Here is a 25,779-nt window from a genome sequence, read left to right as displayed (position 1 = left end):
CTTAAGGAATAATTCCGGGGTTTTGGATGATGATTTCATGCCATAACGGAAGTAAAGGTGAATTGAGTTGTACACAGTACATATAAAAACCACCTGTAATTAAAACTGCACCTAAAAGACCTAAAATTTTGAGTGTGTTTTTAAACTTGCTGACATAGCTTAAGTACCACATCAGTGCAAGAAATGCTCCAATAACCATGCCGCCAATATGTGCGGCATTATTAATGCCAGTTGCGACAAAACCAAAAATAAGGTTGATTGCCATAATCATTAATAATGCTTTTTTATCAAGTATGTAGGCTTGATGAGGCAGAGGTGGAAATAAAGAAAGAACTGTTAACGCAGCACCTAATCCCATTACAGCACCCGATGCGCCGGCACTGACATGAGGAAGTAAGCTTTGGTCGAAATGTTGCAGTAATTCATGTCCATTTTGAATGGTCATATAACTACTTAAAAGGCTACCGAATAAGCCAGCGAGTAAGTATATTCCAATAAAATAGAAGCGGCCAAATAGTGACTCAGCAACATTACCGAAAATATAGAGGGCCCACATGTTAAGCATGAGATGAACTAAACCAAAATGAAAAAACATGCTGGTAAATAAACGTTCGGGCTGCCCAGAAAAAGTAAGTGGTGTAAAATCAGCCCCCCAATGAATGGCATCTTTCATGGCTGGGTCACTAATATCGACACCAGTCGCAATTTGCCAGACAAACAAACCTACATTGATTGCGATGAGTAGGGCGGTCAGCCACCAATTTTGTACATTGAGTTTACGATTAATGTGCGGAGGCTGATATTGAGTCATGCTATGCTTTTGTTATATATGAACATGCTTTACAGCTTAACATGAAAAAAGTTGAATACAGGAGATCAGGACGAACATGAAAGCTTTTATTGTTCGCGTGTTGTTAATTTTTATTGGGGCGATTCTCCTTATTCAACTTTGGATTTTTTCGAGTTTGGTCTGGTGGCGGACACATGAAGTGGATACGACCATGTTCATGCGAATTGATTATTGGTCTGATACATCAGAGCCGATCATTCATGAATGGCGCGACTATGATGATATTAGCGACAATTTCAAACATGCGATTTTAGCGGGCGAAGACGCAAAGTTTATTCATCACCATGGTTTTGACTGGCAGGGTATTCGTTTTGCTCTTGAGCGAAATAATGAAAAGGGTGAGATTGTTGCTGGCGGTTCTACCGTGTCTCAACAGCTTGCAAAGAACTTGTTTTTATACAATAAACGTTCATTTATTCGTAAAGGCCAAGAAACAGTCGCGACTTGGATGATGGAGCGGATGTGGTCAAAACGTCGAATTCTTGAAGTGTATATGAACTCAGTTGAATTCGGTAAAAATCGGTATGGTATTGAAGCAGCCGCTCAATATTATTATGGGAAAAGTGCTAAAAGCTTAACGCGCGAACAAGCTGCTTTTTTAGCTGCATTATTGCCTGATCCGAAATATTATCAAGATCACCGCAATGATCATAAACTACAATATAGAAAACGCGTTATTTTACGTTATATGAATGGCACCCAAATTCCTGAATAATGCTGTTTTAAAGATGTGTTAATTTTTTAGTTTTTACCAAATTGTCATATTTTTGCAGCATACTGGTTCATAGAGATTTGGCTGGATAGAGAATAGAGTTAGACATGAATACAGCGATTACAGCAACGACCCCAATAGAATATAGTTATAATGACCGTTATATCAATCGTGAATTGTCTATTCTTGACTTCCATTTGCGTGTATTGGAACAAGCAGTAGACCCTTTACACCCATTGCTTGAACGAATGAATTTCTTGCTCATTTTTTCACGTAATCTCGATGAGTTTTTTGAAATTCGTGTTGCAGGAGTAATGGAGCAATTTTCTCTAGGCAATGAAAGTCGTAGCCCTGATGGCCTTACTCCTAGACAGGTTTTACAAAAAATATCTGAAACTGCTCATGCAGCGATTGAGCGTCAATATCGTATTTTAAATGAGCAAATCTTACCTAAGCTACGTGAAGAAGATATTTGCTTCTTACGTCGTGGTGAGCTAACTCCAGCCCAGTCTGCTTGGGTAAAAAAATATTTTCAGGAACAAGTTGCACCTGTACTAACACCAATTAGCTTAGATCCAGCACATCCATTTCCTCGACTTGTGAATAAAAGCCTGAATTTCATTATTACCCTTGAAGGTAAAGATGCTTTTGGCCGTCAAATCGATTTAGCTGTTGTGCCTGCACCACGCTCATTACCTCGTGTTGTACGACTACCTGATGAATTAACGGGCGGTAAAGAACATCACGTGATGTTATCGGCAATTATCCATGAGCATGTGTCTGATTTATTCCCGGGAATGACAGCAACTGGATGTTACCAATTCCGTGTTACACGTAATGCAGACTTGGCATTGAATGAAGATGTTGAAGACTTAGCTAAAGCATTAAAAGGTGAATTAAGTTCTCGTCGTTTCGGTCGCGCGGTTCGTTTGGAAGTGACCCATAACTGTCCTCAACACATTTATGAATATTTACTTGAAGAGTTCGATTTAACCGATGAGCAATTATATAAAGTTGATGGTCCGGTAAACTTAGCTCGTCTGGTTTCAAATTTTAAGCGTCCTCATTTGCGTTATGACTCGCATACACCAATTGTGCCTAAAGTGTTTAAAAAGACCGAGAGTATTTTCTCGGCAATGCAAAAACAGGATATTTTACTGCATCATCCCTTTGAATCTTTTGCGCCGGTTATTCAATTGCTACGCGAGTCTGCACGTGATCCGCAAGTATTAGCAATTAAGCAGACGTTATATCGTAGTGGTGCTGATTCTGAAATTGTGCAAATTTTGGCTGAAGCGGCGCGTAACGGAAAAGAAGTTATTGCAGTCATTGAGTTACGTGCTCGCTTTGATGAAGAATCAAATATTGAAGTAGCAAACGTTTTACAAGAGGCTGGAGCAGTCGTTGTTTATGGCATAGTCGGCTATAAAACCCACGCCAAAATGATCTTGGTGGTACGCCGTGAAAATAATAAACTGGTGCGTTACGTTCATTTAGGAACAGGTAATTACCATGCGATGAATGCACGAATTTATACGGATTATGGTCTCATGACCACGGATAAAGATCTATGTGAAGACGTACACCGTATCTTCCAAGAATTGACCGGTATGGGCAAAATGGCGAAATTGAAAAAGCTATTACATGCACCATTTACCTTACATGCTCAGCTCATTAACTTTATTGATGAAGAAATTGCCAATGCTAAAGCAGGGCGTAAAGCTCAAATCATTGTTAAAGTAAATGCATTAACCGAAGTCCAGTTAATCAATAAATTGTACGAAGCTTCTCAGGCGGGTGTTCAGATTGACCTGATTATCCGTTCGATTTGCTGTTTACGTCCGGGTTTGCCTAACTTATCAGAAAATATTCGAGTGCGTTCAATTGTAGGACGTTTCCTTGAGCATACTCGCGTTTATTATTTTAGTAATAATGGTGATGCACGTATTTACTGTTCAAGTGCAGACTGGATGGATCGTAATTTATTTAATCGTGTTGAAGCGTGTTTCCCTGTTGAAGACCCTGCGTTGAAAAAACGTATTTATCAACAAGGTTTAGTGAACTACTTACAAGATAATCAACAGGCATGGCTGTTACAAGGTGATAGTACTTGGATTCGTGCTGAGCCAGCAGAGGGTGAAAAATTGCATAATGCTCAAAGGGCATTATTGGAAATCATTAAATAATGAACTCACAAGATTAAATAAAAGCCGACATTTTGTCGGCTTTTTTAATTATCTGAAATTCAAAGTAATTTAGTTAGTTTTTCTAAATGGTTGCTGGATAAACGATAATAATTTGAAGCACTGCAATATGTTTTGAAAATATGTGATTTTTTACATAAAACATTGAATTTTAAAAATATACAAATCACAAGAAATCTACTTTAATACGCCGCATTAAATATACTTAACTTTGGTAAATGAATAAGATGCAATGCTTTATTAGAAGTTTACTTATTAAAATACTTTTGGGGATAATACCAGTGACCGCCTATGCAGATCAGAAGTGTTATGGGGATATCATCGTATTTCAAAGGTTTGATGACCAAGCGATATATCCTTATTTTGTAAATTCTTCTAATGTTAAAGCTAACAAAAATGGTGAGAAAAATAAAAAAGTACTCATCCAAAAAAGAAAACCAAAACAAGATGTGTTTTTAGCCCAAAAGAAAATTGAAGATGTTCCCACTAAGAAAATAGAAGAAAAGAAAAAATTTGACGGTAAAAAGCAACTTGATGCAGCTGTCGCTAAAGAAATTTTGGAAAATGGTGAAAAGAAATGGATGGTACAAGTTGCATTAGCCACTAATCAAAATAAGGCAAGTACGGTTCAGTCGCAGTTAGAAGCGAAAGGGTACAAGGTTGTAACTAGTGCAACGACTAAAGGAATACGAGTCATGGTAGACCCTGCAAATGACTATGCCATTGCACAAATTATTAGACAAAAAATTATTGCTGATAATAGTTTGAATATGCAATCCGCTTGGGTGTTTAAGTGGGCTTCTTTAACCCCTCAATAAAATAAAAAGGAGTCCGAAGACTCCTTTTTTTTATTCATGTAATCTTATCGTGATTTTCTGCATAATTTGCAGTAAGACATCGAACTCACTTTGCAATGGCGTACTCTTACGAGTCACTAGTGCTAAGGTACGGCTCGGTGCATCTTCAATTGGTTTTGCAGTAATCTGATCATTAAACTTGATCATACTATTTTCAATTGCAATTTCTGGTAAAAGCGTAAAGCCTAAATCAGAAGAAACCATTTCAACTAATGTTGGTAAAGAGCTTGCTTTTAAGCGGTTATCGTTTTTACGCTCACCGATAGGGCATGCACTTAAAACGTGGTCACGTAAACAGTGGCCTTCTTCAAGCAAAATTAATCTTGATAAATCAAGATCATCTAGAGAGTTTGCTTGAAGAGCATTCGTATCTTGCTTACTACATACAAGGTACAAATTTTCTTTCGAAATTTCAGCGGTTTTTAGACCTCTCGTGTCAAATGGTAGAGCAAGAACGATCATGTCTAGATTACCGTGTTCTAGGCGCTCTACAATTTTTTCACTTTGTGCTTCATGCAAATGCAGCTGAATTTTAGGTAACTGTTGATGCACTTCATTAAGTAACCGTGTCAGGATAAAAGGTGCAATGGTTGGGATAACACCCAAATGCAAATCACCCGTTAACGGTTCACTCATTTCACGGCTCAAACGCATTAAATCTTGAGCATCTGCTAGTAGTACACGGGCGCGAGCAACGACTTGTTCACCTAAAGGTGTTAAACGCACATTCTGACGATCACGTTCTACTAGAACGCCACCTAATAAACGTTCAAGCTCCATAATGCCGCCTGATAACGTCGATTGAGTGACAAAAGAGCGGCGTGCTGCTTCAGTAAAATGCAAAGTTTCCGACAACGTAACTAAATATGATAGCTGTCTTAGTGAGGGTAATGCAGCCATAGTGTCCTAGTCTGATGATTTAAAATGATGCGCAAATAAACCGCTAAGCTGTGGAATAAAATGTGCAGGGATATCATGCCCCATTCCATCAATTAATTCAAACTTAGCACCGGGAATTGCTTTTGCTACAGCCTTACCGTGGCTAGGTGGAAGTAAACGATCGCGAGAGCCATGTAAGACTAAAGCGGGTTGCTTAATTTTACGGTCCAGTTGAAGTAAGGAACCTGTACATAATATTGCTAAAAACTGCTGAAGTACACCAGCAGGATAGTAGCTACGTTGATAAAGCTTACGTGCGGTTTGTATTGCTTCAATCTGGTTGAGATATCCAGGTGAACCGATCAGTTGAAATAGTTTTAAACTATGATTAACAATACCTTCTTCATCACGGGACTCAGGTTTACCAATTAAACTCAAAAGTTGCTTAGGAAAAGGAGGGGGTAAAAAGGGTTGATTATTGCTTGTAAACATAAGCCCTAATTTTTCAACCTTTTCGGGATATTTTGCTGCAAGAATTTGAGCAATCATCCCACCCATTGATGCACCAATCACATGCGCTTTGGTTACGCCTAAACGATCAATGAGCATAGATACATCGTCTGCCATATCATGCAGAGTATAAGGCGCACCCTGATTAGTTAGCCCAAGTGCAAAACGGCCCATCAATTTGACAGTATTTAACCGTTTACCCTCATGACGTACTTTTGAAGAAAGGCCAATATCACGGTTATCAAAACGAATAACACGAAATCCTTGATCAATCAGCGATTTACAGAAGAAATCTGGCCAAAAAAGCATTTGAGCACCAAGACCCATAATCAGCAAAATGGTTGGATGTTCTGGCTTCCCACCTACTTCTACATGTAATTCAATTCCATTGCCTAAGTTGACTTTGGTTTCTTGCATGAAAGATGTGTACGGTGAAATGTTAAACTGTAAGGCGCTATTCATGTTATTCATTCCTTAAAGAAATACTCATTTAGAGAGTATTCCTGATACAAACCTTATGCTTGGGCTGGAATAAGATCTGGAACAAGCTTTGTTAAAGCTAAGCGTTGTTTACCTGCGGTTGCACCTAGCAATACAAAACCACGCAATGTTCCTTCATTGTCAATTGCTTTGGCAAGCATACCATCGTCGAACTCTTCTGTTTCCCAGTTCACTTCTACATCAACTGGAGCAGGCAATACTGTAAGCGGAGCCGCTGGAGTTTTTACTGCAACAGGCATAGCAGGGTAATGAACGGTAGTTTGTTGTCCACTGAGTGTTTTTGCGAGGGCACGAGCCTGTTGCATAATCGGCATAACATATGGAAGTAAGGTACCGTTTACTTCTGCGCAATCCCCAATTGCATAGATGTCTGCTTGATTTGTTTCCAGTAAACCATTGGTAATAATGCCACGGCTGGTTTGAATATCTGCACTTTTAGCAAGTGAAATATTTGGTTGTAAGCCAATTGCAGAAAGAACAAGGTCAGCAACCAATGTTTGTCCGTTTGCGAGGGTTATCGCATAATCTTCGCCATTATTAACTTTGCTGACTTTCTCAACCGTGGTTCCTAAAGCGAATTTTACTCCAGCTTCCTCAAGGTTCTGCTGGAATGCAGAAGCAATATGTGATGGAAGTAAACGACCCAATGGCTGAGGAGCCAAATCAATTACAGTGATGTCATATTCACTATGAAGTAAGTCATTGGCAAATTCACAACCAATTAAACCGGCGCCCAAAATAACAACACGTTTGTCTTTACGCTGAGCTAGATTTTCACGGAAAGTGCGGTAATCAATCAGTGAGTTCACGACATGAATGTCATCGCTACCATCACCTGCAATTGCAAGGCGAATTGGATTAGCACCCACGGCTAAAATTAGTTTTGAGTAGGGTTGCTTCGACGTTACACCATCCTTCTCTAGAACAAGCTCATGGCGTTCAGCTAAAATCTCTTTTACAAAAGTAAAAGGCTCAATACGCATATTGAGTTGAGTACCCATTTTAGCAGCATCACCTAATGGAATCTGTTCTGGTGCTTTTTTACCTGCAAATGCATTTGATAATGTTGGCTTTGCATAGTTCACTGCATCATCCGCACAAATCATCACAAGTTCTTGCTCTGGGCTAAGCTTACGAAACTCACGTGCTAAGGTATAACCCGCCATGCCTGATCCGATAATGACGATAGGATGCATTTTTTTCTCCAGAGTTAGAATTATTTATTTAATACGGTGATGGGTAATATTCGTAAAAAAGACCATGTCGATCATGGCCTTTTACTTTACGTTCTTAGATTTCGATCATTTCGAAGTCAGCTTTTGAAACGCCGCAATCAGGGCAAGTCCAGTCATCTGGAATATCTTCCCATTTTGTTCCAGCTGCAATGCCGTCTTGTGGCCAACCTTCCGCTTCGTCATAAATCCATCCACAAACGATACATTGATATTTTTTCATGAGACTCTCCGCACTGATAAGTTTGCTCAAAGCTGCCTTTCAGTAAAACTATTCCATCTATTAATAATGTAACTACGATCCGGTCAATAATAACCAATGTGCCTTTGATCGGATATCAAATTTTTACGCAGTTCTACATTCAAAGTAAAGTAAATAACGGAGTTTAATCATTCGTAAGTAAAGATGAATGGCAGGTTAGGACAAATAACTGGTTATTTAGGCAAAACTTCGCCATAAACGAATAATAACTAATGCATTCTTATAATTAATTTTATTTGTGAAAGTATCTTGAAATAAAGAGCACCTCATAATTTAAAGATTCATTTCATACGAAAGCTAAATAACAACAAACTATGATGTGACAGAATGTCATTATTAAAACCGAAAATTAAAATTTGTTGTCATTAAGACGGTATAAATCAGGGAAGTGAAATATGGAAAATTTAGTATATGAAGTGGAAATTGAGGCGCCTATAGAAAAAGTATGGGACATACTTTGGAATAGCGAGACATATAACGCTTGGACGAAATTCTTTGCACCGGATTCCACCATGCGTACCGACTGGGAAATCGGTGGTAAAACTTATTTTCTTGACGGTGAAGGCAATGGAATGGTTTCTACGATTGAACAAATGCAAAAACCGGAAATATTGATTTTTAAACATTTAGGAATGATTAAGGAGGGTAAGGAGGATTTAGAAAGTGAAGAGGTTAAAGGGTGGAGTGGTTCCTTAGAAAAATATTTTCTAACCCAAAAAGATAATATAACCGCTCTAAAAGTTGAAGTGGCCACCTTACCTGAATATATGGGCATGTTGAAAAGTGGCTTTGTTCAAGGTTTTGATGTGGTTAAAAAAATGGCAGAAGCAAAATAGAGCTTCTTTTACTCACATATACACCAGTTTTATATAATCAAACTATAGTAAGTCTAAGCCAAATATTTTTTATAAATTTTTATAATCAGATCATTAATTCGCGAAGGATAGGCCAAGCGATGATGTCCACCTTCAAAAGTTTCAATGTTCATGTAGGGAGCAAGTTTTTCTTGAACCTGATACATATCAAGTTGCTCATCTCCTAATTCTAAATAGGCCATTTTAGGATTAGAGAGAATGAGTTCTTCTTCAGAAAGTTGAGGGTAGTCCTCCCGAAAATTAGGTGTAAGACTTGGATTCGCCACAATAACAGCTAATTTATGTTGAGCAGCAGTTTTTAGCGCCCAATAGCCTCCAATGCTATGGCCCACCAACAAATCTGGTTTGATCGTCTGAATAACCTGATGGTAGAAGTACTCAACAGATGCATAACTTAAGTTACGATAATCGACGTCAATACAAAATTTTTCAGGATGTAAAATGGCATGGAACTTTGTCGACTCACGAGAAGAATCCAAGCCATGTAAAAATAGAATTTTCATTATTTACTACACAATCTCATTGATAAAATAAAAGGCAAATAGGGCCTTTTGAATATCGAGGTTATTTGGATTTTTTTATATTTTACTAAATGCTTTAAAAAATGATCTTAGCGATTGGTCTAAGTCATTTTGCCTTTAAAAAGTAGTGTTTGGTTCTATAAAATTGTCTTTTTTCATTTTTGTTTGATTGAAATCATTCGAAAAACTCCCGCAATCTGTTAAGATATAGCACTTAATTTTTACTTAATCGAGGCAGAGATGACGCAACAAAACGCTCAATCGACTTCTGAACCAACTATTTCCGAAAACGATTTAATTGCACAGCGTCATGCCAAATTAAAGCAAATCCAAGATGTTGCGAAGGAAACTGGAAAGAGTCCTTGGCCGAATACGTTTAAGCGTGAACATTACGCTGCTGATCTACAAGAACAATTTAAAGATCAGTCGAAAGAACAAATTGAAAGCGCTGAGCATGTCTATGTAAAAATTGCTGGTCGTGTCATGTTAAACCGTGGTTCTTTCATGGTTATTCAAGATATGACAGGTCGTATTCAGTTATATGTTGACCGTAAAGGTTTACCAAAAGATATTCTTGAGACCATTAAAGGTCTAGATCTTGGTGACATTATTGCTGCTGAAGGTTATATCGGACGTTCAGGAAAAGGTGATTTATATGTTCATCTTGAAGGCTTTGAGCTTTTAACGAAATCGCTTCGCCCGTTACCAGATAAATTTCATGGCTTAAATGACACAGAAGTTAAGTACCGTAAACGTTACCTTGACTTAATTGTGAATGAAGAAACACGTAAAACTTTTGAAATCCGCGCTAAAGTTGTTGCAGGTATTCGAGCATTTTTAAACAATGAACGTTTCATGGAAGTTGAAACGCCAATGATGCATGTGATTCCGGGTGGCGCATCTGCACGTCCGTTTGAAACACATCACAATGCTTTGGATATGCCATTATTCTTGCGTATTGCACCTGAGCTTTACTTAAAACGTTTGGTTGTTGGTGGTTTTGAGCGTGTGTTTGAAATTAACCGTAACTTCCGTAACGAAGGTGTTTCAACACGTCATAACCCTGAATTTACGATGATCGAGTTTTATCAAGCCTACGCTGATTATAAAGACTTGATGGCATTAACTGAAAATATGATTGAAAAGTTGGCCTTGGATATTTTGGGTACAACTGATGTGCCTTACCAAGGTGAAGTGTTTAGCTTCAAAGGGCCATACAAAAAAATCTCTATGTTTGATGCGATTTTAGAGAATAACCCACAGTTTACGCCAGAAAATGTGGGTGACCGTGAGTTTCTTGCTCAATTTATTCGTGAAGAATTAAAAGAACAAGTTAAGCCTGGTTTTGGTTTAGGTAAGCTTCAAACTATCGTATTTGAAGAAACTGTTGAAACTAAACTTCGTCAGCCAACATTTATTACTGAATACCCAGCTGAAACATCTCCACTTGCTCGACGTAATGATGACAATCCACATGTTACCGACCGTTTTGAGTTTTTCATCGGTGGTCGTGAATTGGCAAATGGTTTCAGCGAGTTAAACGATCCAATTGATCAGGCTGAACGTTTCCAAGCCCAAGTTGCAGAGAAAGATGCTGGTGATGATGAAGCAATGCATTACGATGCAGAGTTCGTTGAAGCGCTTGAGTATGGTTTACCACCTACAGCGGGTGAGGGTATCGGTATTGACCGTTTAGTCATGTTATTTGCCGATGCACCAAGTATTCGTGATGTAATTTTATTCCCACACATGCGCCGTAAAGAAGGTTAATCTTCTAAAGGTAAAAAAGGCAGTATTTATACTGCCTTTTTTATTACTTATATATCTCAAAAACTTACCTATCTACACTAATCTTAAGATAGCGTTAAAAAATGTAATTGCACAGTTTAACAATTGCAAAGTTGTGATAAAAAATTTAAGGTGTTGCTCATAAATAACTTTGAGAATTGGCTGGCATGTTTCTAAGAAAAACACTTTCGATTGCAATATTGGCAACTGCTTCATCCGCTATTTTTGCACAAGGTTTAGTGCTAAATAATGAGGACTTACGTACAGACTTAAATTGGTTGAATCAACAAGGTGTTATCAATATTAGCACTTCAACTTGGCCGTTAAGTGGTGATGAAATTCATCGAGCACTCTCTCGGGCAGAAGTGTCTCATCCAGCTCAACAAAAAGTTATTAATTCCGTTCTTAATGCATTAAAAGCAGATAACAATACAGTTAAAGTAGGCGCTTTTGCTGAGACTGATGCTAAAAATGTTCCGCAAGCATTCGGTGATAACCAAAAAGCTCAATATCAAGGTTCTTTAGAGTTTAATGCAGGTGGTGAAAACTGGGATGCAAAAATCCGAGTAAATGCAGAAAAAGATCCACAAATTGATAATGGACAAGATGTGAATGTTGAAGGTTCATATGTTGCTGGTAAACTTTGGAATCAGTGGGTAGTTGCAGGTCAAATTCCAACATGGTGGGGTCCTGGCCATGATGGTAGCTTAATTCGTGGTGATGCTAGCCGTCCGGTTTATGGTGTAACGGCACAACGTGCTGTGCAAAATGCTTTTGATTCAAAATGGTTATCTTGGATTGGGCCTTGGCAATATCAAGCTTTTGCTGGTCAATTAGATGACTATAAAGCAGTCCCTGATGCTAAATTAATTGGCTTGCGTGTAACTGCACAACCGTTGCCATATATTGAGTTAGGCGCATCGCGTGCTATTCAATGGGGTGGGGATGGACGTCCTGAAAGCTTTAGTTCTTTATGGGATGCATTTGTCGGCAATAAAGATAATGGTGGAACTGGTGAAGCAGATCCTTCAAACCAAATTGCAGGCTTTGATGGTCGCTTATTACTACAACCGCTATTCCAAGTTCCAGTCAGTATATATGGACAATATGTAGGTGAAGATGAAGCAGGTGGTTTACCTTCTAAGAAAATGTACTTAGCAGGTGTGGACTATTCATCTAGCTACAATAACTTGCCTTATCAACTTTATGCAGAATGGGCAGATACACGTACGAATGGCGATGTAAGAGGTATCTCTTATGCACATTCAACTTATAAAGATGGCTATTACCAGCATGGTTACCCATTAGGCCACGCGATGGGTGGTGATGGGCAAATGTATTCAGTGGGTGGTGATATCCGCTTTGATGTCATGAACCGTTTAAGTGGTCGTGCTATGGTGGTTAAGGTTAACCAATCTGACCGGGCAATTAATAAAGCATTCCCTAAAGACGATGAAATTAAAGCCCTTGATTTAACTTGGACACATTTCATCAAGCCTGATCTTCCATTAAAAATTAATGGCTGGGTAAGTGATTCAGATCTAGAAGGTAATGATGCAGGCGCATCTATTGGGATTGAAATTCCATTAGAACGTAAAATGTTCGGTTTCTAAGATTAGATTATGTTTTACAAAAGAGAAGCTATTAAGGCTTCTCTTTTTTTATGGTTTTTAGAGAAATCTAAAGAGTAGATCATGATTTGCTTAAGTTGACTATACAAGCTACGATTGCCAAGTTGTGCAAGTGAATCAGCATATTACATGTATATGATGAAATCGAATATCAATATGAAAAAACAAGCAAAAGAAATCGGTTTTAAATCACTATAATGCATAACTAATGCTATAAGCCATATAAAGGCTTGTGGTTGGATTATCTATTACGAAAAAATTGGAGTTGTTATGGCACTCGTTCCTCCACATGGTCTTCTAGGTGGCGGTTTAATACCACTTCTAGATTTTATGGGCAAAATGGATAGAGAAGGACGTGTTCATGACTGAATCAAGACTCACACATCTCAAGCAACTTGAAGCTGAAAGCATTCATATTATTCGTGAAGTTGCTGCTGAATTTGAAAATCCAGTCATGCTTTACTCAATTGGTAAAGACTCGGCGGTAATGCTTCATCTTGCGTTAAAAGCATTTTATCCAGCTAAACTTCCATTCCCATTATTACATGTAGATACTGGGTGGAAATTTAAAGAGATGATTTCATTTCGCGATAACATGGCAAAAACGCATGGCTTTGATTTAATCGTTCATCAGAACAAAGAAGGTCGCGAAGCTGGAATCAATCCATTCGATCATGGTAGCTCAAAATATACAGATATTATGAAAACCCAAGCCTTGAAACAGGCTTTGGATAAATATCAATTTGATGCTGCTTTTGGTGGCGCACGCCGTGATGAAGAAAAATCACGTGCAAAAGAACGTGTTTATTCATTCCGTGATAGTAAGCATCGTTGGGATCCGAAAAACCAGCGTCCTGAACTTTGGAATCTTTACAACGGTAAAGTGAATAAAGGTGAAAGTATTCGTGTATTCCCATTATCTAACTGGACTGAGTTAGATATCTGGCAATATATCTATTTAGAAAATATTCAAATCGTTCCTCTTTATTTCTCTGCAGTTCGTCCTGTAGTAGAACGTAGCGGTACGTTAATCATGGTTGATGATGAGCGTATGCGTTTAAAAGAGGGTGAAGTTCCACAGATGAAGTCTGTACGTTTCCGTACGCTTGGCTGTTATCCATTAACTGGTGCAGTTGAGTCTGAAGCAGATACGTTACCTGAAATTATCCAAGAGATGCTTTTAGCCACGAGTTCTGAGCGTCAAGGTCGTATGATTGACCATGATGAAGCGGGCTCAATGGAAAAGAAAAAGCAAGAAGGCTATTTCTAAGACAATTTCTAAATTTGTGGAGTTTGAGCAATGTCTCATCAATCAGAATTAATCAGTCAAGATATCTTGGCCTATTTGAAACAACATGAACAAAAAGACCTTTTGCGCTTTTTGACTTGCGGTAACGTAGATGATGGTAAAAGTACTTTAATTGGACGTTTACTCTACGACTCAAAATTGATTTATGAAGATCAATTGCAAGCTGTAACGCGTGATAGTAAAAAAGTAGGAACTACCGGTGATGCACCAGACTTGGCGTTACTTGTAGATGGTTTACAAGCCGAGCGTGAGCAAGGTATTACCATTGATGTGGCTTACCGCTATTTTTCAACGGAAAAGCGTAAGTTTATTATTGCTGATACACCTGGGCATGAACAATATACCCGTAACATGGCAACAGGTGCGTCAACCGCTGATCTTGCAATTATCTTGATCGATGCGCGTTATGGTGTACAAACTCAAACTCGTCGTCATACTTTTATTGCAAGTTTACTTGGTATTAAAAATATTGTTGTTGCCATTAATAAAATGGATTTAGTTGAGTTCTCTGAAGAGCGTTTTAACGAAATTCAGGTTGAATATGATAATTTTGTGAACCAATTAGGTGATCGTCGTCCAGCTAATATTCAATTTGTACCGATTTCTGCTTTAAATGGCGATAACGTGGTAAATGCTTCTGAGCATACAGCTTGGTACAAGGGTCAAACCTTGATGAGCATTCTTGAGTCAGTTGAAATTAGTCGTGAATCAAACAAACGCGAATTTCGTTTCCCTGTTCAATATGTGAACCGTCCAAACCTGGATTTCCGTGGTTTCGCTGGTACTGTTGCTTTAGGTAAAATCAATGTTGGTGATGAAATTGTTGCATTACCATCAGGTAAGCGCTCAACAGTTAAAGAAATCGTAACATTTGATGGAAATCTAGATCAAGCTGTTGCGGGTCAGGCGGTTACATTAACGTTGAATGATGAAATTGATATTAGCCGCGGCAATGTATTAGTACGTGCAGGTGAACAGCCATTAATTTCACGCAGTGTTCGTGCTTCAGTGGTGTGGATGAATGAACACCCACTAGTCAAGGGCAAGTTGTACAACGTTAAGATTGGTACACAGACTGTTCCTGCAAAAGTGACTAACATTCACTATCGTGTGAATGTGAATACGCTTGAGCATACTCAGGTGGAAGAGCTTGAATTAAATGCAATTGCAGACGTTGTTGTTGAGTTTGATGCGCCAGTCGTGTTTGATCAATATCAAGATTCACGATACACAGGTTCATTTATTTTCATTGATCGTTTAAGCAATGTAACGGTTGGTGCGGGTATGGTTGAGTCTACGGTAGAGTGGGCTGCACATAGCAACCCTGTAACTGCTGAAGATCGTGCTGCACGTTTGGGTCAAAAGCCTGCGGTGATTGGGATTTCTGCACAGTTAATCGAGAAAGCTCAAGTTTTAGAAAGTTTATTGATCCAACAAGGTGTAGTTGTGATTGCAAAAGCCAACTTAACTGCTGAGCAAATTACTTTATTGCGTGAGACAGGTGTTGTGGTTATCACTACGGCTGTGGAAGGCACAGATACAGAAGTTACTGCTGAAACCGTTGAAGAGGCAGCTGAAAAAGTTGTGGAATTAGTCCGTCTTTAATAGGCTGGATTGATTTTGAAAAAACCCGCGTAAGCGGGTTTTTTTTATTGGGTTTAGAAAATACTTTGAGTTTTTAAAGTTAAATATTCTCTTAAATCTTTAGGATAGCTCTGAATCATCTTTAAAAATATATCTCGATCGCCTTGATATAAGGCGCGTGTTGCTTCTTCGTAATTTGGCATATTACCCAACATGGAAGACATAAAACGGTCGATGGCTTGTTTAGCGAGCATAATATTACCTTCAGAATTTGGGTTATTTAACTCTTTATCAATTAACTTACGAATTATTGCTGATGCACTCGCACTTTGTTGATCTAACCAATCCCAATGTTTTTTCTGTAAAGTGATTTCACGAGAAATTACTCCGAGTTTAGGTCGTCCAACTTTTTTAATTTCTTCCGGTTCAGCATAACGTTGTTGAAATTCTTGTTCCGAACCAGAAAGATCAAGATCAATTTGTTGACCTGTTTGATCATTAAAAATCAGAATATTTTCCGTTGGTTTCGGAAGATTTTTAAGTTTTTTTGCAAGTTCAACTAGGGAGTCACTCGCAATAAACGTGCTTCCAGTGAAAGCAGTATAGGTGATTTTAGTATTCATTTTAGCCGTATATTTTTATCTGGGTAAAATAATATTATCAGGGTAAAATTAATTTGGCAAATAATTGAAATTATAACCAAAGAATTGTTTGATTTTGTGAGTGTAGTCTATGAAGTTAGGACTATAAAAATAGTCAAGATAATAGGCTATTTAAAATTTTACTCTGCTTTAGTAGTGCTTTTATGAGAGAATATGCCTTTAGTTTTATGTATAAGGACTCCTATGTTTGAGCAATCTCCTGAATCTTTAAGCGATATCGAAATTTTAGACATTTTACAGTCTATGAAAAAAGATAAGCTAGATACGGAAGCAAATGAGATTATCCGTAATGGGGGGAAAGCTGGGCGTCAAGAAGCACATAAACAGGCTTTAGTTGCATTGAGTGCAAACTTTGAAGAAAAGTTTGTAGAAGCGGCTACGCTGGCATTAGGCTTGAATTCAGGTCAGGCGAAAAAGATTCGTTATAAAAAAGACCGTATCCGTATTTTTAAAGCACGTGGTCTTGATTATTTAGCTATGGATGGGGCAGAAACCGCTCAGGTTTTAGCTCAAGTTGCTCAAGCGATTAGTCGTGAAGATGCGATCGTGACTGAGAGCCTACACAATATTTTTCCATTTTGGAAAGAAGGTTGGCCAATGGTTCAGTTTGATAATGCCTATAAAATTTTAGAAGAAGACATTACATTGCATTTTCACATTGTGTTAGATCACTTAATTGAATATGTAGAGCAATAAAAAAAAGCCCCATTTGGGGCTTTTTTTTATTGCTGATAATTTATGTAAGTGAATGGAACAAAGGGAAAACACCAATAACTAGCGCTGTACCCATAAGAACCATACAAGTAATAAATGCCCACTTTAAAGTGAACTTTTGGTGGTCTGCAAAATCGACTTTAGCAAGACCACATAACAAATAGGTTGATGGTACAAGAGGTGATAGTAAATGGACTGGTTGACCAATAATCGAGGCACGGGCAATTTCTTCTGCACTAATACCATAATGTGAAGCAGCTTCGGCAAGAACAGGTAAAACACCATAGAAGAATGCATCATTAGACATAAAGAAAGTCAAAGGCATACTGACTAAAGCTGTGATTGGTGCAAGATATGGACCCATGCTTGGAGGAATCATTGCGACGAACTCTTTAGACATCGCCTCAACCATACCTGTACCAGATAAAATTCCTGTGAAAATACCTGCTGCAAAAATTAAGCCCACAACAGCTAAGACACTATCTGCATGCATTGCAATGCGCTTTTTCTGCATATCAACGTCAGGGTAGTTAATAAGCATTGCGATACAGAACGCTATCATGAACAACACAGACATAGGCAAAATGCCTTTGATCAAAGCAATCATAAGAAGGATTGTGAGCACCATATTTACTTTGCGTAAATGTGGGCGGGTCGCTTCAGGATCTTTCGATACGGTAATATTGTCGCCATGGTGAGTTTCAAGCTCAATAACCCCTAAACGTTTTTGCTCGTAACGACCATATAAATATGCCAAGAAGAATAACCAACCAATACTAATGACCATAGGGATAATCATTGGTACGAAAATGTGGCTTGGGTCAATTTGCAGGGCGCTTGCAGCACGAGCTGTAGGGCCACCCCATGGTGTTAGGTTCATTACACCGCTACAGAGCAGCATTAGTGCTGTCATGATGAGTGTATTCATTCCTAAGCGTTGATAAAGTGGCAACATTGCAGCCACACAAATCATATAAGTCGTTGAACCATCACCATCTAAAGAAACCATTGTGGTTAAAAACACGGTTCCCATGGTAATTTTTAAAGGATCACCTTTAACCTTTTTCAAAATCCATTTAACTGGTGGATCGAAAAGACCTGCATCGATCATTAAGGCAAAATATAAAATTGCGAATAAAAGCATTACGCCAGTTGGCGCTAATTTTTTGATGCCTTCTAGCATCATCTCACTGAGACCTTTGAGTTCAATGTGACTCAAACTTTCAAAGTAGTGACCTAGGCCCCAAGCAATAAGAGAAAAAATAAATGGGATGAGAATTAAAGCAATAATAGGGCTTAAACGTTTGGACATGATTAAATACATGAAGCACAAAATCATGCCAACACCAAGTAATGTCAGCATACAATCAATCCTTTGCCTATAGTTTTACTGAACAAGTTTATTCAAAACTCTGACCTTGGTTATTCTTATTAATTTTTATCAAAAAGACAAATAATATATTTAGTTTATTTGGTTAATATATATTCAGTTGGAAAGGTATATTTTGAAGAAATACTGAACATATATATTTGGATTATAGTAAGCATATAATAAATGTAATTCATAATAATAGATTATAAAGGCTTTATAAAAATAAAAATTATATGATATTTTTTTTAGTTATACATGTTTTGATGGGTGAAATGAGAAGAAGAACCATTTAAAGACTGACTTTGGGCTAGGTTACAAAAGTTTGATGATAATGTAAATGGGGATCTAATCGCTTTATGTTAATTAAGATATATAGACTATTCTATTATTTTTCAGTATTTAAGATTTAATATAATTGATAATTTAAATAATATTATTTTTAGATTAAAAGAGCAAATTGAATTTATGAATCTAAAATAATTATTATATATATTTGAAAAATTTATTTAGGTTGAAAAATACCCCACATAAAATTGTGAGGTATTTAAATTAATATAAATTAGTTTTCATCAATTGATGAATGTACTTCACTTTGTTCTAAAATTCGAGTTACAAGGAGTTGGTCAATTTTAAAATTATCGACATCGACTACTTCAAACTTGTATCCACCGAATTCCACAAAATCTGCTGGACGTGGAATTTTGCGTAGACGGTACATCATGAAGCCTGCTAATGTTTCATAATTTTCTTCATCAGGCATTTCATCAATTTCAAGTGCGTGTCTTAGGTCATCAATTGGTGTGCTGCCATCAATTAACCACGAGTTATTATCGCGTTTAATGATTTGTTGATCTTCTTCAATTGGGGTTACCCAATCGCCCATAACCGTAATCATAATATCGCTTAAGGTAATAACCCCCACGACAAGCGCATATTCATTTATAACAACCGCAAACTTTTCTTTGGTAGAGCGAAAACGATCAAGTAATTCCGAGAGGGTTAAGGTGTCAGGAATCATCAAGACAGTACGAATGGTTGTTTCATTCAATTGCGTTGGAGATTGATTGTTTAAAATGCGAACAAGAAAGTCTTTGGCGTCGACGTAACCGATGACCTGATCGATATTTTCATTACATACCAAAAATTTTGAATAAGGGTACTCTGCTAATTTTTGGCGAATGCTATCTTCATGTTCATTTAAAGTGAAATAAACAACATTTTCACGTGTTGTCATGCTGGAAGGTACGTTGCGTTCTTCTAATTCAAAAACATTTTCGATAAAGTGATGTTCTTGTTTTTGAAGTACACCTGCCTGCGCACCTGCATCCATTACTGCTGAAATATCATCAAAAGTAATGTTGTCTTCTCGCGTTGTATTCACTTTAAATAAACGGAATAACAGATTGGCAATTGCGTTAATTCCCCAAGCTAAAGGTTTACAAACCTTAATAAAAACCTGAATTGGGTTAATAACACTAATTGCAATTTTTTCGGGTGCAATCATAGCCAAACGTTTTGGCATAAGATCGGCAAATAAAATAAAGAGTGATGTCACTAAAGTAAAGGATAGGGCAAAACCAATCGTTTGTGTCCAGGGACCTGCGTAGAAACGGTCAACTAAAGTCACGAAATAAGGACGAAAAGCAGCTTCACCCAAAATACCGCCTAAAATCGCAACTGCATTTAGGCCAATTTGAGAGGCTGCAAAAAAGTCAGCAGATTGTTCTTGTAAATCTAGTACTTGTTGAGCGCGTTCTTCACCCGCTTCGGCTAGAATTTTTAGCTTAACTTTTCTGGCACCAGCGAGTGCAATTTCAGTTAAAGATAAAAAGCCCGCTCCGATAATGAGCAGTACGATGATAATGATATTTTGAAAGAGACTCACAAATCACCTGAGATTCATCATTATTATGACTATGTTTTAACATAAAAAAGCGCTGAGGTAATCAGATTGATTGCTCAGCGCCTGAAATCGACAATTAAATTAAAATTTATTTAATAGTGAGAAAACTGTGAATTATTGGTTAGAAATTCACGGTTTTCCTCTTCAATCATTTGACGAGCAACAAATAAGATAAGTTGGCGCAGCCAGCGATGAGCAGGGTGATGATGTAACAATGGACACCAAGCCATTTTGAGTTCGAACTCTGGAATATAAAAAGGAGGATCCTTTATAAGTAGTTTGGGATTCTGTGTTTGTAGGCGTGCCATTCGTGTTGGTAATGTGGCAATAAGGTCTACGTTTTGAGCAAGTAGCGCTGGCATTTGGTAGTGACGAGTAAATACAGAAATTTTACGACGTTGACCAATACGTTCTAATGCCTGATCAATCCAGCCTAAACCACCTTGTTTATCAGGGTTTACGCCAAAACCGACACCCATACCTGTTTTAGAAACCCAGATATGTTGTGCATCTAAATAGCTTTTTAAATTTAAATGAGTTACAGCAGGGTGTTTGTCGTTAAGAATACAACTGAAACTATCACGCCAAACTAAAACCTGATGGAAACTTTGCGGTATTTCATTAAATCTATTAATTGCGAGATCAACTTTACCTTGTTCCATGTCTCTATAAGACACATCACTTGGTGTAAGAAAATCAAGAACAACGTTTGGAGCTTCAGAGCGGAGCGCTTTAACAAGACGAGGAACTAAAGTTGCCTCGGCATAGTCCGATGTCATAATGCGGAAAACACGATTACTTGTATAAGGGCGGAATTCGGTACGGGGTTCCAAAATCATGGAGAGATCAGCAAGCGCATCACGAATACGAGGTTGTAATTCAAGAGCACGTTCTGTTGGAGTCATCCCTTCAGAAGAACGGATAAGAAGAGGGTCATTAAATAAATTACGTAAGCGACGTAAAATATTACTCATGGCAGGCTGAGTTACCCCAAGTTGTTCGGCTGCGCGTGTAACATTTTTTTCACGAAGAAGTACATCAAGATATATTAATAGATTAAGATCTACTCGCTCCAGATTCATAAAAAAAATACCGAAAATAAAACCCTGAAATTGTTTCAAATTATGCCATATCTAATAACTATTGTGTGAAAAAATGATGAGAAAAACGACATTTTTTGTAGGAATTAAGTAGGTGTAAAAAGTACTTCAAAGGCTCGATTTTATTATCTTTGCTACATTTTTAAGTATGAAGGTGACAAATAGAATATATTTATATATAACTTATTACTTTCTAGCATGGAAATTGATTTTTTACATTGGCAAAAATAGCCTAATTTACAATTGACTTTTAAGGTTAAAAATGGGTGGAAAAAACTTCATAAATTGTATAAAAATAAGACTTACTAAGTTTTTAGAATAAAACTCTATACTCCTTTAGAATAATTTTATTTTTATAAACAAAGTATTAAGGTTTTTTGTTTTATCTATAATATCGATTTATCGGTACATTTTTTAAATAAATACTGAAGATTAATAAAGGATATTGGATTAATTGATTGGCTAAGTCTAAGCTGTGTTCATGAAGAAGCAGCTGGTGTCATAAGAAATTTAAGTACATGACTCTAGGCTTTAATCGATGAAATCCTAAAATGAATACAGGACAATATCATGACTACATATCAAACAGCGATTGATGCAATCCGCGAACTAAAAGCAAAATTCGGTAGCACTTGGCGCGATATTAGCCCAGAAGATGCTGCACGTATGCAAATGCAAAACCAATTCAAAACTGGTTTAGACATTGCTAAATATACAGCTGCGATTATGCGTCGTGATATGGCTGCTTATGATGCTGACTCTAGCAAATACACTCAATCATTAGGTTGCTGGCACGGTTTTATCGCACAACAAAAAATGATTGCGAACAAAAAATACTTCGGTACTACTGAGCGTCGCTATATCTACCTTTCTGGTTGGATGGTTGCTGCTCTTCGTTCAGAGTTTGGTCCACTTCCTGACCAATCTATGCACGAAAAAACTTCAGTACCTGCATTAATCGAAGAAATCTATACTTTCTTACGTCAAGCTGACGCAAAAGAATTAAACGATTTATTCCGTGCGCTTAAAAAAGCAAACGAAGCTGGTGATACTGCTAAAGCTGCTGAAATCACTGCTCAAATCGACGGTTTCCAAACTCACATTGTGCCAATTATTGCTGACATCGATGCTGGTTTCGGTAACGAAGAAGCGACTTACTTACTTGCTCGTAAAATGATTGAAGCTGGTGCATGTGCGCTTCAAATCGAAAACCAAGTATCTGATGCTAAACAATGTGGTCACCAAGCTGGTAAAGTAACTGTTCCACATGAAGATTTCATCTCTAAAATCCATGCATTACGTTATGCATTCTTAGAAATGGGTCTTGATGACGGTGTTATCGTTGCGCGTACTGACTCTGAAGGCGCTGACTTGACTCAAAAAATCCCAGTGGTTAAAGAGCCAGGTGACATTGCTTCTCAATACATCGGTTTCTTAGACACTGTTGAAATTGATATTGCTGATGCTCAAGAAGACGAAATCTTGATCAAACGTGATGGTAAATTACACCGTCCTAAGCGTTTACCTTCTGGTTTATATCAGTTCCGTGCTGACACTCAAATTGACCGTGTTGTACTTGACTGTGTATCTAGTCTTCAAAATGGTGCTGACCTTCTTTGGATCGAAACTGCGACTCCAAACGTAGAAGAAATCGCTCACATGGTTAACCGTGTTAAAGAAGTTGTTCCAAATGCGAAGCTTGTTTACAACAACAGCCCATCATTTAACTGGACTTTAAACTTCCGTCAACAAGCTTATGACCGTTGGGTTGCTGAAGGTAAAGATGTATCGAATTACGATCGTGCTAAATTAATGAGCGCTGAGTATGATGCTACTGAATTAGCTGCTGATGCTGATGACAAGATTCGTACATTCCAAGCAGATGCTTCTCGTGAAGCGGGTGTGTTCCATCACTTGATTACACTTCCGACTTACCACACTGCTGCTCTTTCTACACATGAGCTTGCACAAGGTTACTTCGGTTCTGAAGGTATGTTGGCTTATGTTGCTGGCGTACAACGTAAAGAAATCCGTGGTGGCATCGCTTGTGTGAAACACCAAGCAATGGCGGGTTCTGATATCGGTGATGATCATAAAGAAATCTTCTCTGGTGACAACGCACTTAAAGCACATGATGATGCTAAAAACACAATGAACCAATTCGCAGCACACTAAGAATTGATTTCAAAAGAAAACCCGCTCAGATGAGCGGGTTTTTTTATCATTAAAAAAATTATTTTTTCAATACATAGTGCTCAGCTAAAGAACCTTCAACTTTTTTACCTTCCATATCTAAAGCAGTTGCGGTATTTTCACCAATAAAGAATTTACGGTTTTGCCCTTTATCATCCAAGGTAATGACAGAAGTATTATCTTTGTCAAAAGTAAATGTACCATGGGTTTCAAACGGGTTTGTGTCACCTTTACCAATGTAGGTTTCGGTTAGCTCGTAGGTTTTATCATCTTTCAGTTCTAATTCAGTTTTGATGCCTTCACAGTCTGCGCATGGAAGAGTACCTTTATATGTACCATCCCAATCTAGTGAATTTTCAGCTGTATGTGCGGTATCTACTGCATTGTTGGTGGCTTCAGTAGTTTGTGCCGGAGCAGAGGCTTGTGTTGTCGTGTCGGCTTTATTTTCATTTTTGCTACAAGCAACAAGAAGGGTACTTACAAGTGCAACTGATAATAATGTTTTTTTCATGATGATCTAAACCTCGGAAAATAAATAAAAAATCAGTAAATAGGCTATGAAATATGAGAGCTTAATAAAAGTTTAAGTATGTAATTTAATTTTAACAAAAGGTAAAGTGAGTAAATTTTGAATAATTATTAAAACGAAAATAAGAAGGAGGTATTCACTAAAATGATTTAATGAATACCTTATGAATTACGGTTGCGAAGAAACTCCACCTAAGGAATCGCACGCTGCTTTATAAAGTTGGTATTGTTGTTTTAGAACTTCATCCAGTGGCATATCGAATAATTCTTCACCATTCTTATAGCTCTCTACGTATGAAGTTGCTTTTTCTTTGCTTACCGCTAAAGATTGCTGGTAATAAGAATTAATCGAGCTTGTTGCAAGTTGACTCGTCTCAACATTTTTACATTCGAAATTGTGCAGGAGCTTTTCTGCACGTTTGACTTCACTAGATTGGCCAAAAATACACCCAGTTAAAAAGACAAGTGGGGTTAACACGAAAAAAAGTTTCATGGAGAGCAAGTATGGAAGCAACGATGGGCGCTATTGTATAAACAATTCCATAAGTTACTGTGCTTTTATGTTAGACATTGATGATTTTTTAGCTCATTAAAATCGAAAAATTGTATCTAATTTTATCAGTCGGCTTATTTTTATATTTGGTGCGTATTTTGCTTATAAGTTTAAGCACTTATTTTGAACATATGAACCAGAATGAATCAGGCACAACCGTTTCCAAAAAACTCTTCAGCACCATTTTGGTATGCACAACTCGAGCTCGGTTTTTGTTTTGAAAATTCACGCACCATAATGAGTCATCGAAAACATCATGGCCCTGTTAGGGTGCAAAAAATGCTCTGGCCTGAAAGAACAGGTGTATGTCATGCCATTATTGTTCATCCACCCGCAGGAATTGCAGGAGGAGATCATCTTACTTTTGAAATTGAAACCAAAGATCAAGCCCATGCGGTAGTGACTACTCCCGGAGCGGGGAAATGGTACAAAACCAATGGGAAGCAAGCTTTTCAGCATATTCATTTGCATGTGAAAGATCAGTCTATTTTAGAGTGGGTTCCACAAGAAACGATGCTGTTTGATGGGGCTTTAGCGCATTCAGAAACTCATATTCATCTTGATCATGCTGCAAGTTTTATTGGATGGGATATGTTGGTACTTGGGCGGCAGGCGCGTGCTGAGCGCTTTGTTCAGGGCAGTTATCACAACCAGTTTAAATTGTGGCGAGAACAAAAATTGTTGGTTGCAGATACATTGTGTTTTGACGGAGAAGACCGTTGGCTTAGTTCATGTTTAGGTATGAACAATCAAGCAGTAATGGGAAGCTTTTGGGCAGTTGCTCCCGAAAAATATCGTTCATCATTTTATTTAGAACAACAGCTAGAACTCATTCGAGAATTGATGATGCGCATGCAAGCACCTGTCACATTAACATTATTGGATGATGTGGTTTCTGCTCGTTTTTTGGGAAATGATGTCCGAAATTGTCATGACGCATTTGCAGCTATACGAGCAAGATTAAGACGTTACTGGTTTGATTTGGAAGAGGAATTTCCAAGAATTTGGAAAACCTAAGTTACGTTAAATTGTGTATTTA

At 37.8% G+C, this 25,779-nt stretch carries 24 protein-coding genes and 1 pseudogene; 12 read left to right on the top strand and 13 right to left on the bottom strand.

Annotated elements, in window-relative coordinates; genetic code table 11:
- Position 1: 1 nt before the first annotated feature.
- Positions 2-811, bottom strand: a complete 810-nt coding sequence (locus tag MSG66_RS16105) for a rhomboid family intramembrane serine protease (RefSeq protein ID WP_133974846.1) — start codon at positions 809-811, stop codon at positions 2-4.
- A 76-nt stretch (positions 812-887) separates the two neighbouring features.
- On the opposite strand from MSG66_RS16105, the gene mtgA reads away from it, so the two are divergent.
- Entirely contained in the window at positions 888-1,565 is a 678-nt protein-coding gene (gene mtgA / locus MSG66_RS16100; protein WP_133974845.1) for a monofunctional biosynthetic peptidoglycan transglycosylase, read from the top strand.
- A gap of 104 nt (positions 1,566-1,669) precedes the next feature.
- On the top strand, positions 1,670-3,748 hold the full coding sequence (ppk1, locus tag MSG66_RS16095; protein WP_324654604.1) for a polyphosphate kinase 1: 2,079 nt from the start codon (positions 1,670-1,672) through the stop codon (positions 3,746-3,748).
- Between the two features lie 59 nt (positions 3,749-3,807).
- Here ppk1 and MSG66_RS16090 read toward each other — a convergent pair whose 3' ends face one another.
- Positions 3,808-3,936: a hypothetical protein gene (locus MSG66_RS16090; protein ID WP_081399186.1), complete on the bottom strand. Its 129-nt coding sequence runs from the start codon at positions 3,934-3,936 to the stop codon at positions 3,808-3,810.
- 57 nt (positions 3,937-3,993) lie between these two features.
- On the opposite strand from MSG66_RS16090, the gene MSG66_RS16085 reads away from it, so the two are divergent.
- Positions 3,994-4,584, top strand: a complete 591-nt coding sequence (locus MSG66_RS16085; RefSeq protein ID WP_202742936.1) for an SPOR domain-containing protein — start codon at positions 3,994-3,996, stop codon at positions 4,582-4,584.
- Between the two features lie 30 nt (positions 4,585-4,614).
- Here MSG66_RS16085 and oxyR read toward each other — a convergent pair whose 3' ends face one another.
- The 4 genes from oxyR to rubA form a co-directional block, all read right to left on the bottom strand.
- A complete protein-coding gene (gene oxyR / locus MSG66_RS16080) occupies positions 4,615-5,523 on the bottom strand; it encodes a LysR family transcriptional regulator OxyR (protein WP_042898222.1) in 909 nt (302 codons plus the stop codon).
- 6 nt (positions 5,524-5,529) lie between these two features.
- Positions 5,530-6,474 carry an esterase EstB gene (gene estB / locus MSG66_RS16075; protein ID WP_324654603.1) on the bottom strand — a complete coding sequence of 315 codons (945 nt, stop codon included), beginning with the start codon at positions 6,472-6,474 and terminating at the stop codon, positions 5,530-5,532.
- 53 nt (positions 6,475-6,527) lie between these two features.
- A complete protein-coding gene (gene rubB, locus MSG66_RS16070) occupies positions 6,528-7,709 on the bottom strand; it encodes a rubredoxin reductase RubB (protein ID WP_324654602.1) in 1,182 nt (393 codons plus the stop codon).
- A 94-nt stretch (positions 7,710-7,803) separates the two neighbouring features.
- A complete protein-coding gene (gene rubA / locus MSG66_RS16065; RefSeq protein ID WP_000760495.1) occupies positions 7,804-7,968 on the bottom strand; it encodes a rubredoxin RubA in 165 nt (54 codons plus the stop codon).
- Between the two features lie 434 nt (positions 7,969-8,402).
- Here rubA and MSG66_RS16060 point away from each other — a divergent pair, with 434 nt between their 5' ends.
- A complete protein-coding gene (locus MSG66_RS16060) occupies positions 8,403-8,843 on the top strand; it encodes an SRPBCC family protein (RefSeq protein WP_133974841.1) in 441 nt (146 codons plus the stop codon).
- Between the two features lie 53 nt (positions 8,844-8,896).
- Here MSG66_RS16060 and MSG66_RS16055 read toward each other — a convergent pair whose 3' ends face one another.
- Complete coding sequence (locus MSG66_RS16055) at positions 8,897-9,385, bottom strand: YqiA/YcfP family alpha/beta fold hydrolase (RefSeq protein ID WP_133974839.1); 489 nt, start codon at positions 9,383-9,385, stop codon at positions 8,897-8,899.
- A gap of 258 nt (positions 9,386-9,643) precedes the next feature.
- Here MSG66_RS16055 and lysS point away from each other — a divergent pair, with 258 nt between their 5' ends.
- From lysS to cysN, 5 genes and pseudogenes are all read left to right on the top strand, one after another.
- On the top strand, positions 9,644-11,173 hold the full coding sequence (gene lysS, locus MSG66_RS16050) for a lysine--tRNA ligase (protein ID WP_004641802.1): 1,530 nt from the start codon (positions 9,644-9,646) through the stop codon (positions 11,171-11,173).
- A 185-nt stretch (positions 11,174-11,358) separates the two neighbouring features.
- Positions 11,359-12,804: a capsule assembly Wzi family protein gene (locus MSG66_RS16045; protein WP_324654601.1), complete on the top strand. Its 1,446-nt coding sequence runs from the start codon at positions 11,359-11,361 to the stop codon at positions 12,802-12,804.
- Between the two features lie 254 nt (positions 12,805-13,058).
- A pseudogene (locus MSG66_RS16040) lies at positions 13,059-13,191 on the top strand (hypothetical protein).
- Positions 13,184-14,092: a sulfate adenylyltransferase subunit CysD gene (gene cysD / locus MSG66_RS16035; protein ID WP_004641806.1), complete on the top strand. Its 909-nt coding sequence runs from the start codon at positions 13,184-13,186 to the stop codon at positions 14,090-14,092. The pseudogene MSG66_RS16040 and the gene cysD overlap by 8 nt, the downstream one beginning before the upstream one ends.
- Positions 14,093-14,122: 30 nt before the next feature.
- Positions 14,123-15,736 carry a sulfate adenylyltransferase subunit CysN gene (gene cysN, locus MSG66_RS16030; protein WP_324654600.1) on the top strand — a complete coding sequence of 538 codons (1,614 nt, stop codon included), beginning with the start codon at positions 14,123-14,125 and terminating at the stop codon, positions 15,734-15,736.
- Positions 15,737-15,789: 53 nt separating this feature from the next.
- Here the strand turns inward: cysN and MSG66_RS16025 are convergent, their stop codons facing one another.
- On the bottom strand, positions 15,790-16,338 hold the full coding sequence (locus MSG66_RS16025; RefSeq protein ID WP_324654599.1) for a DUF2239 family protein: 549 nt from the start codon (positions 16,336-16,338) through the stop codon (positions 15,790-15,792).
- Between the two features lie 222 nt (positions 16,339-16,560).
- Here MSG66_RS16025 and MSG66_RS16020 point away from each other — a divergent pair, with 222 nt between their 5' ends.
- Complete coding sequence (locus MSG66_RS16020) at positions 16,561-17,073, top strand: hypothetical protein (protein WP_202742773.1); 513 nt, start codon at positions 16,561-16,563, stop codon at positions 17,071-17,073.
- Positions 17,074-17,113: 40 nt separating this feature from the next.
- On the opposite strand, the gene MSG66_RS16015 is transcribed toward MSG66_RS16020, so the two are convergent.
- The 3 genes from MSG66_RS16015 to MSG66_RS16005 form a co-directional block, all read right to left on the bottom strand.
- Complete coding sequence (locus tag MSG66_RS16015; protein WP_133974829.1) at positions 17,114-18,454, bottom strand: CitMHS family transporter; 1,341 nt, start codon at positions 18,452-18,454, stop codon at positions 17,114-17,116.
- A 568-nt stretch (positions 18,455-19,022) separates the two neighbouring features.
- Positions 19,023-20,348 carry a hemolysin family protein gene (locus MSG66_RS16010; protein ID WP_003653027.1) on the bottom strand — a complete coding sequence of 442 codons (1,326 nt, stop codon included), beginning with the start codon at positions 20,346-20,348 and terminating at the stop codon, positions 19,023-19,025.
- A 110-nt stretch (positions 20,349-20,458) separates the two neighbouring features.
- Positions 20,459-21,448, bottom strand: coding sequence for a LysR family transcriptional regulator (locus MSG66_RS16005; RefSeq protein ID WP_133974827.1), 990 nt, complete (start codon positions 21,446-21,448; stop codon positions 20,459-20,461).
- Between the two features lie 588 nt (positions 21,449-22,036).
- Here MSG66_RS16005 and MSG66_RS16000 point away from each other — a divergent pair.
- A complete protein-coding gene (locus tag MSG66_RS16000) occupies positions 22,037-23,641 on the top strand; it encodes an isocitrate lyase (RefSeq protein ID WP_133974825.1) in 1,605 nt (534 codons plus the stop codon).
- A 58-nt stretch (positions 23,642-23,699) separates the two neighbouring features.
- On the opposite strand, the gene MSG66_RS15995 is transcribed toward MSG66_RS16000, so the two are convergent.
- A complete protein-coding gene (locus tag MSG66_RS15995) occupies positions 23,700-24,170 on the bottom strand; it encodes a copper resistance protein NlpE (RefSeq protein WP_324654596.1) in 471 nt (156 codons plus the stop codon).
- Between the two features lie 186 nt (positions 24,171-24,356).
- Positions 24,357-24,680, bottom strand: a complete 324-nt coding sequence (locus MSG66_RS15990) for a hypothetical protein (RefSeq protein ID WP_075431296.1) — start codon at positions 24,678-24,680, stop codon at positions 24,357-24,359.
- 201 nt (positions 24,681-24,881) lie between these two features.
- On the opposite strand from MSG66_RS15990, the gene MSG66_RS15985 reads away from it, so the two are divergent.
- Positions 24,882-25,757, top strand: a complete 876-nt coding sequence (locus MSG66_RS15985; protein WP_324654595.1) for an urease accessory protein UreD — start codon at positions 24,882-24,884, stop codon at positions 25,755-25,757.
- The last annotated feature ends 22 nt before the right edge of the window (positions 25,758-25,779 follow it).

The sequence above is a fragment of the Acinetobacter sp. IK31 genome (assembly GCF_035615195.1).
GTDB lineage: Bacteria > Pseudomonadota > Gammaproteobacteria > Pseudomonadales > Moraxellaceae > Acinetobacter > Acinetobacter calcoaceticus_C.
Note: the sequence above shows the minus strand (reverse complement) of the source record. Positions and strands in the feature narration are given on the sequence as shown.

Coding starts and splice junctions, on each gene's coding strand:
- MSG66_RS16105 (WP_133974846.1), bottom strand. CDS start 811: ATGACTCAATATCAGCCTCCGCACATTAATCGTAAACTCAATGTACAA.
- mtgA (WP_133974845.1), top strand. CDS start 888: ATGAAAGCTTTTATTGTTCGCGTGTTGTTAATTTTTATTGGGGCGATT.
- ppk1 (WP_324654604.1), top strand. CDS start 1,670: ATGAATACAGCGATTACAGCAACGACCCCAATAGAATATAGTTATAAT.
- MSG66_RS16085 (WP_202742936.1), top strand. CDS start 3,994: ATGCAATGCTTTATTAGAAGTTTACTTATTAAAATACTTTTGGGGATA.
- oxyR (WP_042898222.1), bottom strand. CDS start 5,523: ATGGCTGCATTACCCTCACTAAGACAGCTATCATATTTAGTTACGTTG.
- estB (WP_324654603.1), bottom strand. CDS start 6,474: ATGAATAGCGCCTTACAGTTTAACATTTCACCGTACACATCTTTCATG.
- rubB (WP_324654602.1), bottom strand. CDS start 7,709: ATGCATCCTATCGTCATTATCGGATCAGGCATGGCGGGTTATACCTTA.
- rubA (WP_000760495.1), bottom strand. CDS start 7,968: ATGAAAAAATATCAATGTATCGTTTGTGGATGGATTTATGACGAAGCG.
- MSG66_RS16060 (WP_133974841.1), top strand. CDS start 8,403: ATGGAAAATTTAGTATATGAAGTGGAAATTGAGGCGCCTATAGAAAAA.
- MSG66_RS16055 (WP_133974839.1), bottom strand. CDS start 9,385: ATGAAAATTCTATTTTTACATGGCTTGGATTCTTCTCGTGAGTCGACA.
- lysS (WP_004641802.1), top strand. CDS start 9,644: ATGACGCAACAAAACGCTCAATCGACTTCTGAACCAACTATTTCCGAA.
- MSG66_RS16045 (WP_324654601.1), top strand. CDS start 11,359: ATGTTTCTAAGAAAAACACTTTCGATTGCAATATTGGCAACTGCTTCA.
- cysD (WP_004641806.1), top strand. CDS start 13,184: ATGACTGAATCAAGACTCACACATCTCAAGCAACTTGAAGCTGAAAGC.
- cysN (WP_324654600.1), top strand. CDS start 14,123: ATGTCTCATCAATCAGAATTAATCAGTCAAGATATCTTGGCCTATTTG.
- MSG66_RS16025 (WP_324654599.1), bottom strand. CDS start 16,338: ATGAATACTAAAATCACCTATACTGCTTTCACTGGAAGCACGTTTATT.
- MSG66_RS16020 (WP_202742773.1), top strand. CDS start 16,561: ATGTTTGAGCAATCTCCTGAATCTTTAAGCGATATCGAAATTTTAGAC.
- MSG66_RS16015 (WP_133974829.1), bottom strand. CDS start 18,454: ATGCTGACATTACTTGGTGTTGGCATGATTTTGTGCTTCATGTATTTA.
- MSG66_RS16005 (WP_133974827.1), bottom strand. CDS start 21,448: ATGAATCTGGAGCGAGTAGATCTTAATCTATTAATATATCTTGATGTA.
- MSG66_RS16000 (WP_133974825.1), top strand. CDS start 22,037: ATGACTACATATCAAACAGCGATTGATGCAATCCGCGAACTAAAAGCA.
- MSG66_RS15995 (WP_324654596.1), bottom strand. CDS start 24,170: ATGAAAAAAACATTATTATCAGTTGCACTTGTAAGTACCCTTCTTGTT.
- MSG66_RS15990 (WP_075431296.1), bottom strand. CDS start 24,680: ATGAAACTTTTTTTCGTGTTAACCCCACTTGTCTTTTTAACTGGGTGT.
- MSG66_RS15985 (WP_324654595.1), top strand. CDS start 24,882: ATGAATCAGGCACAACCGTTTCCAAAAAACTCTTCAGCACCATTTTGG.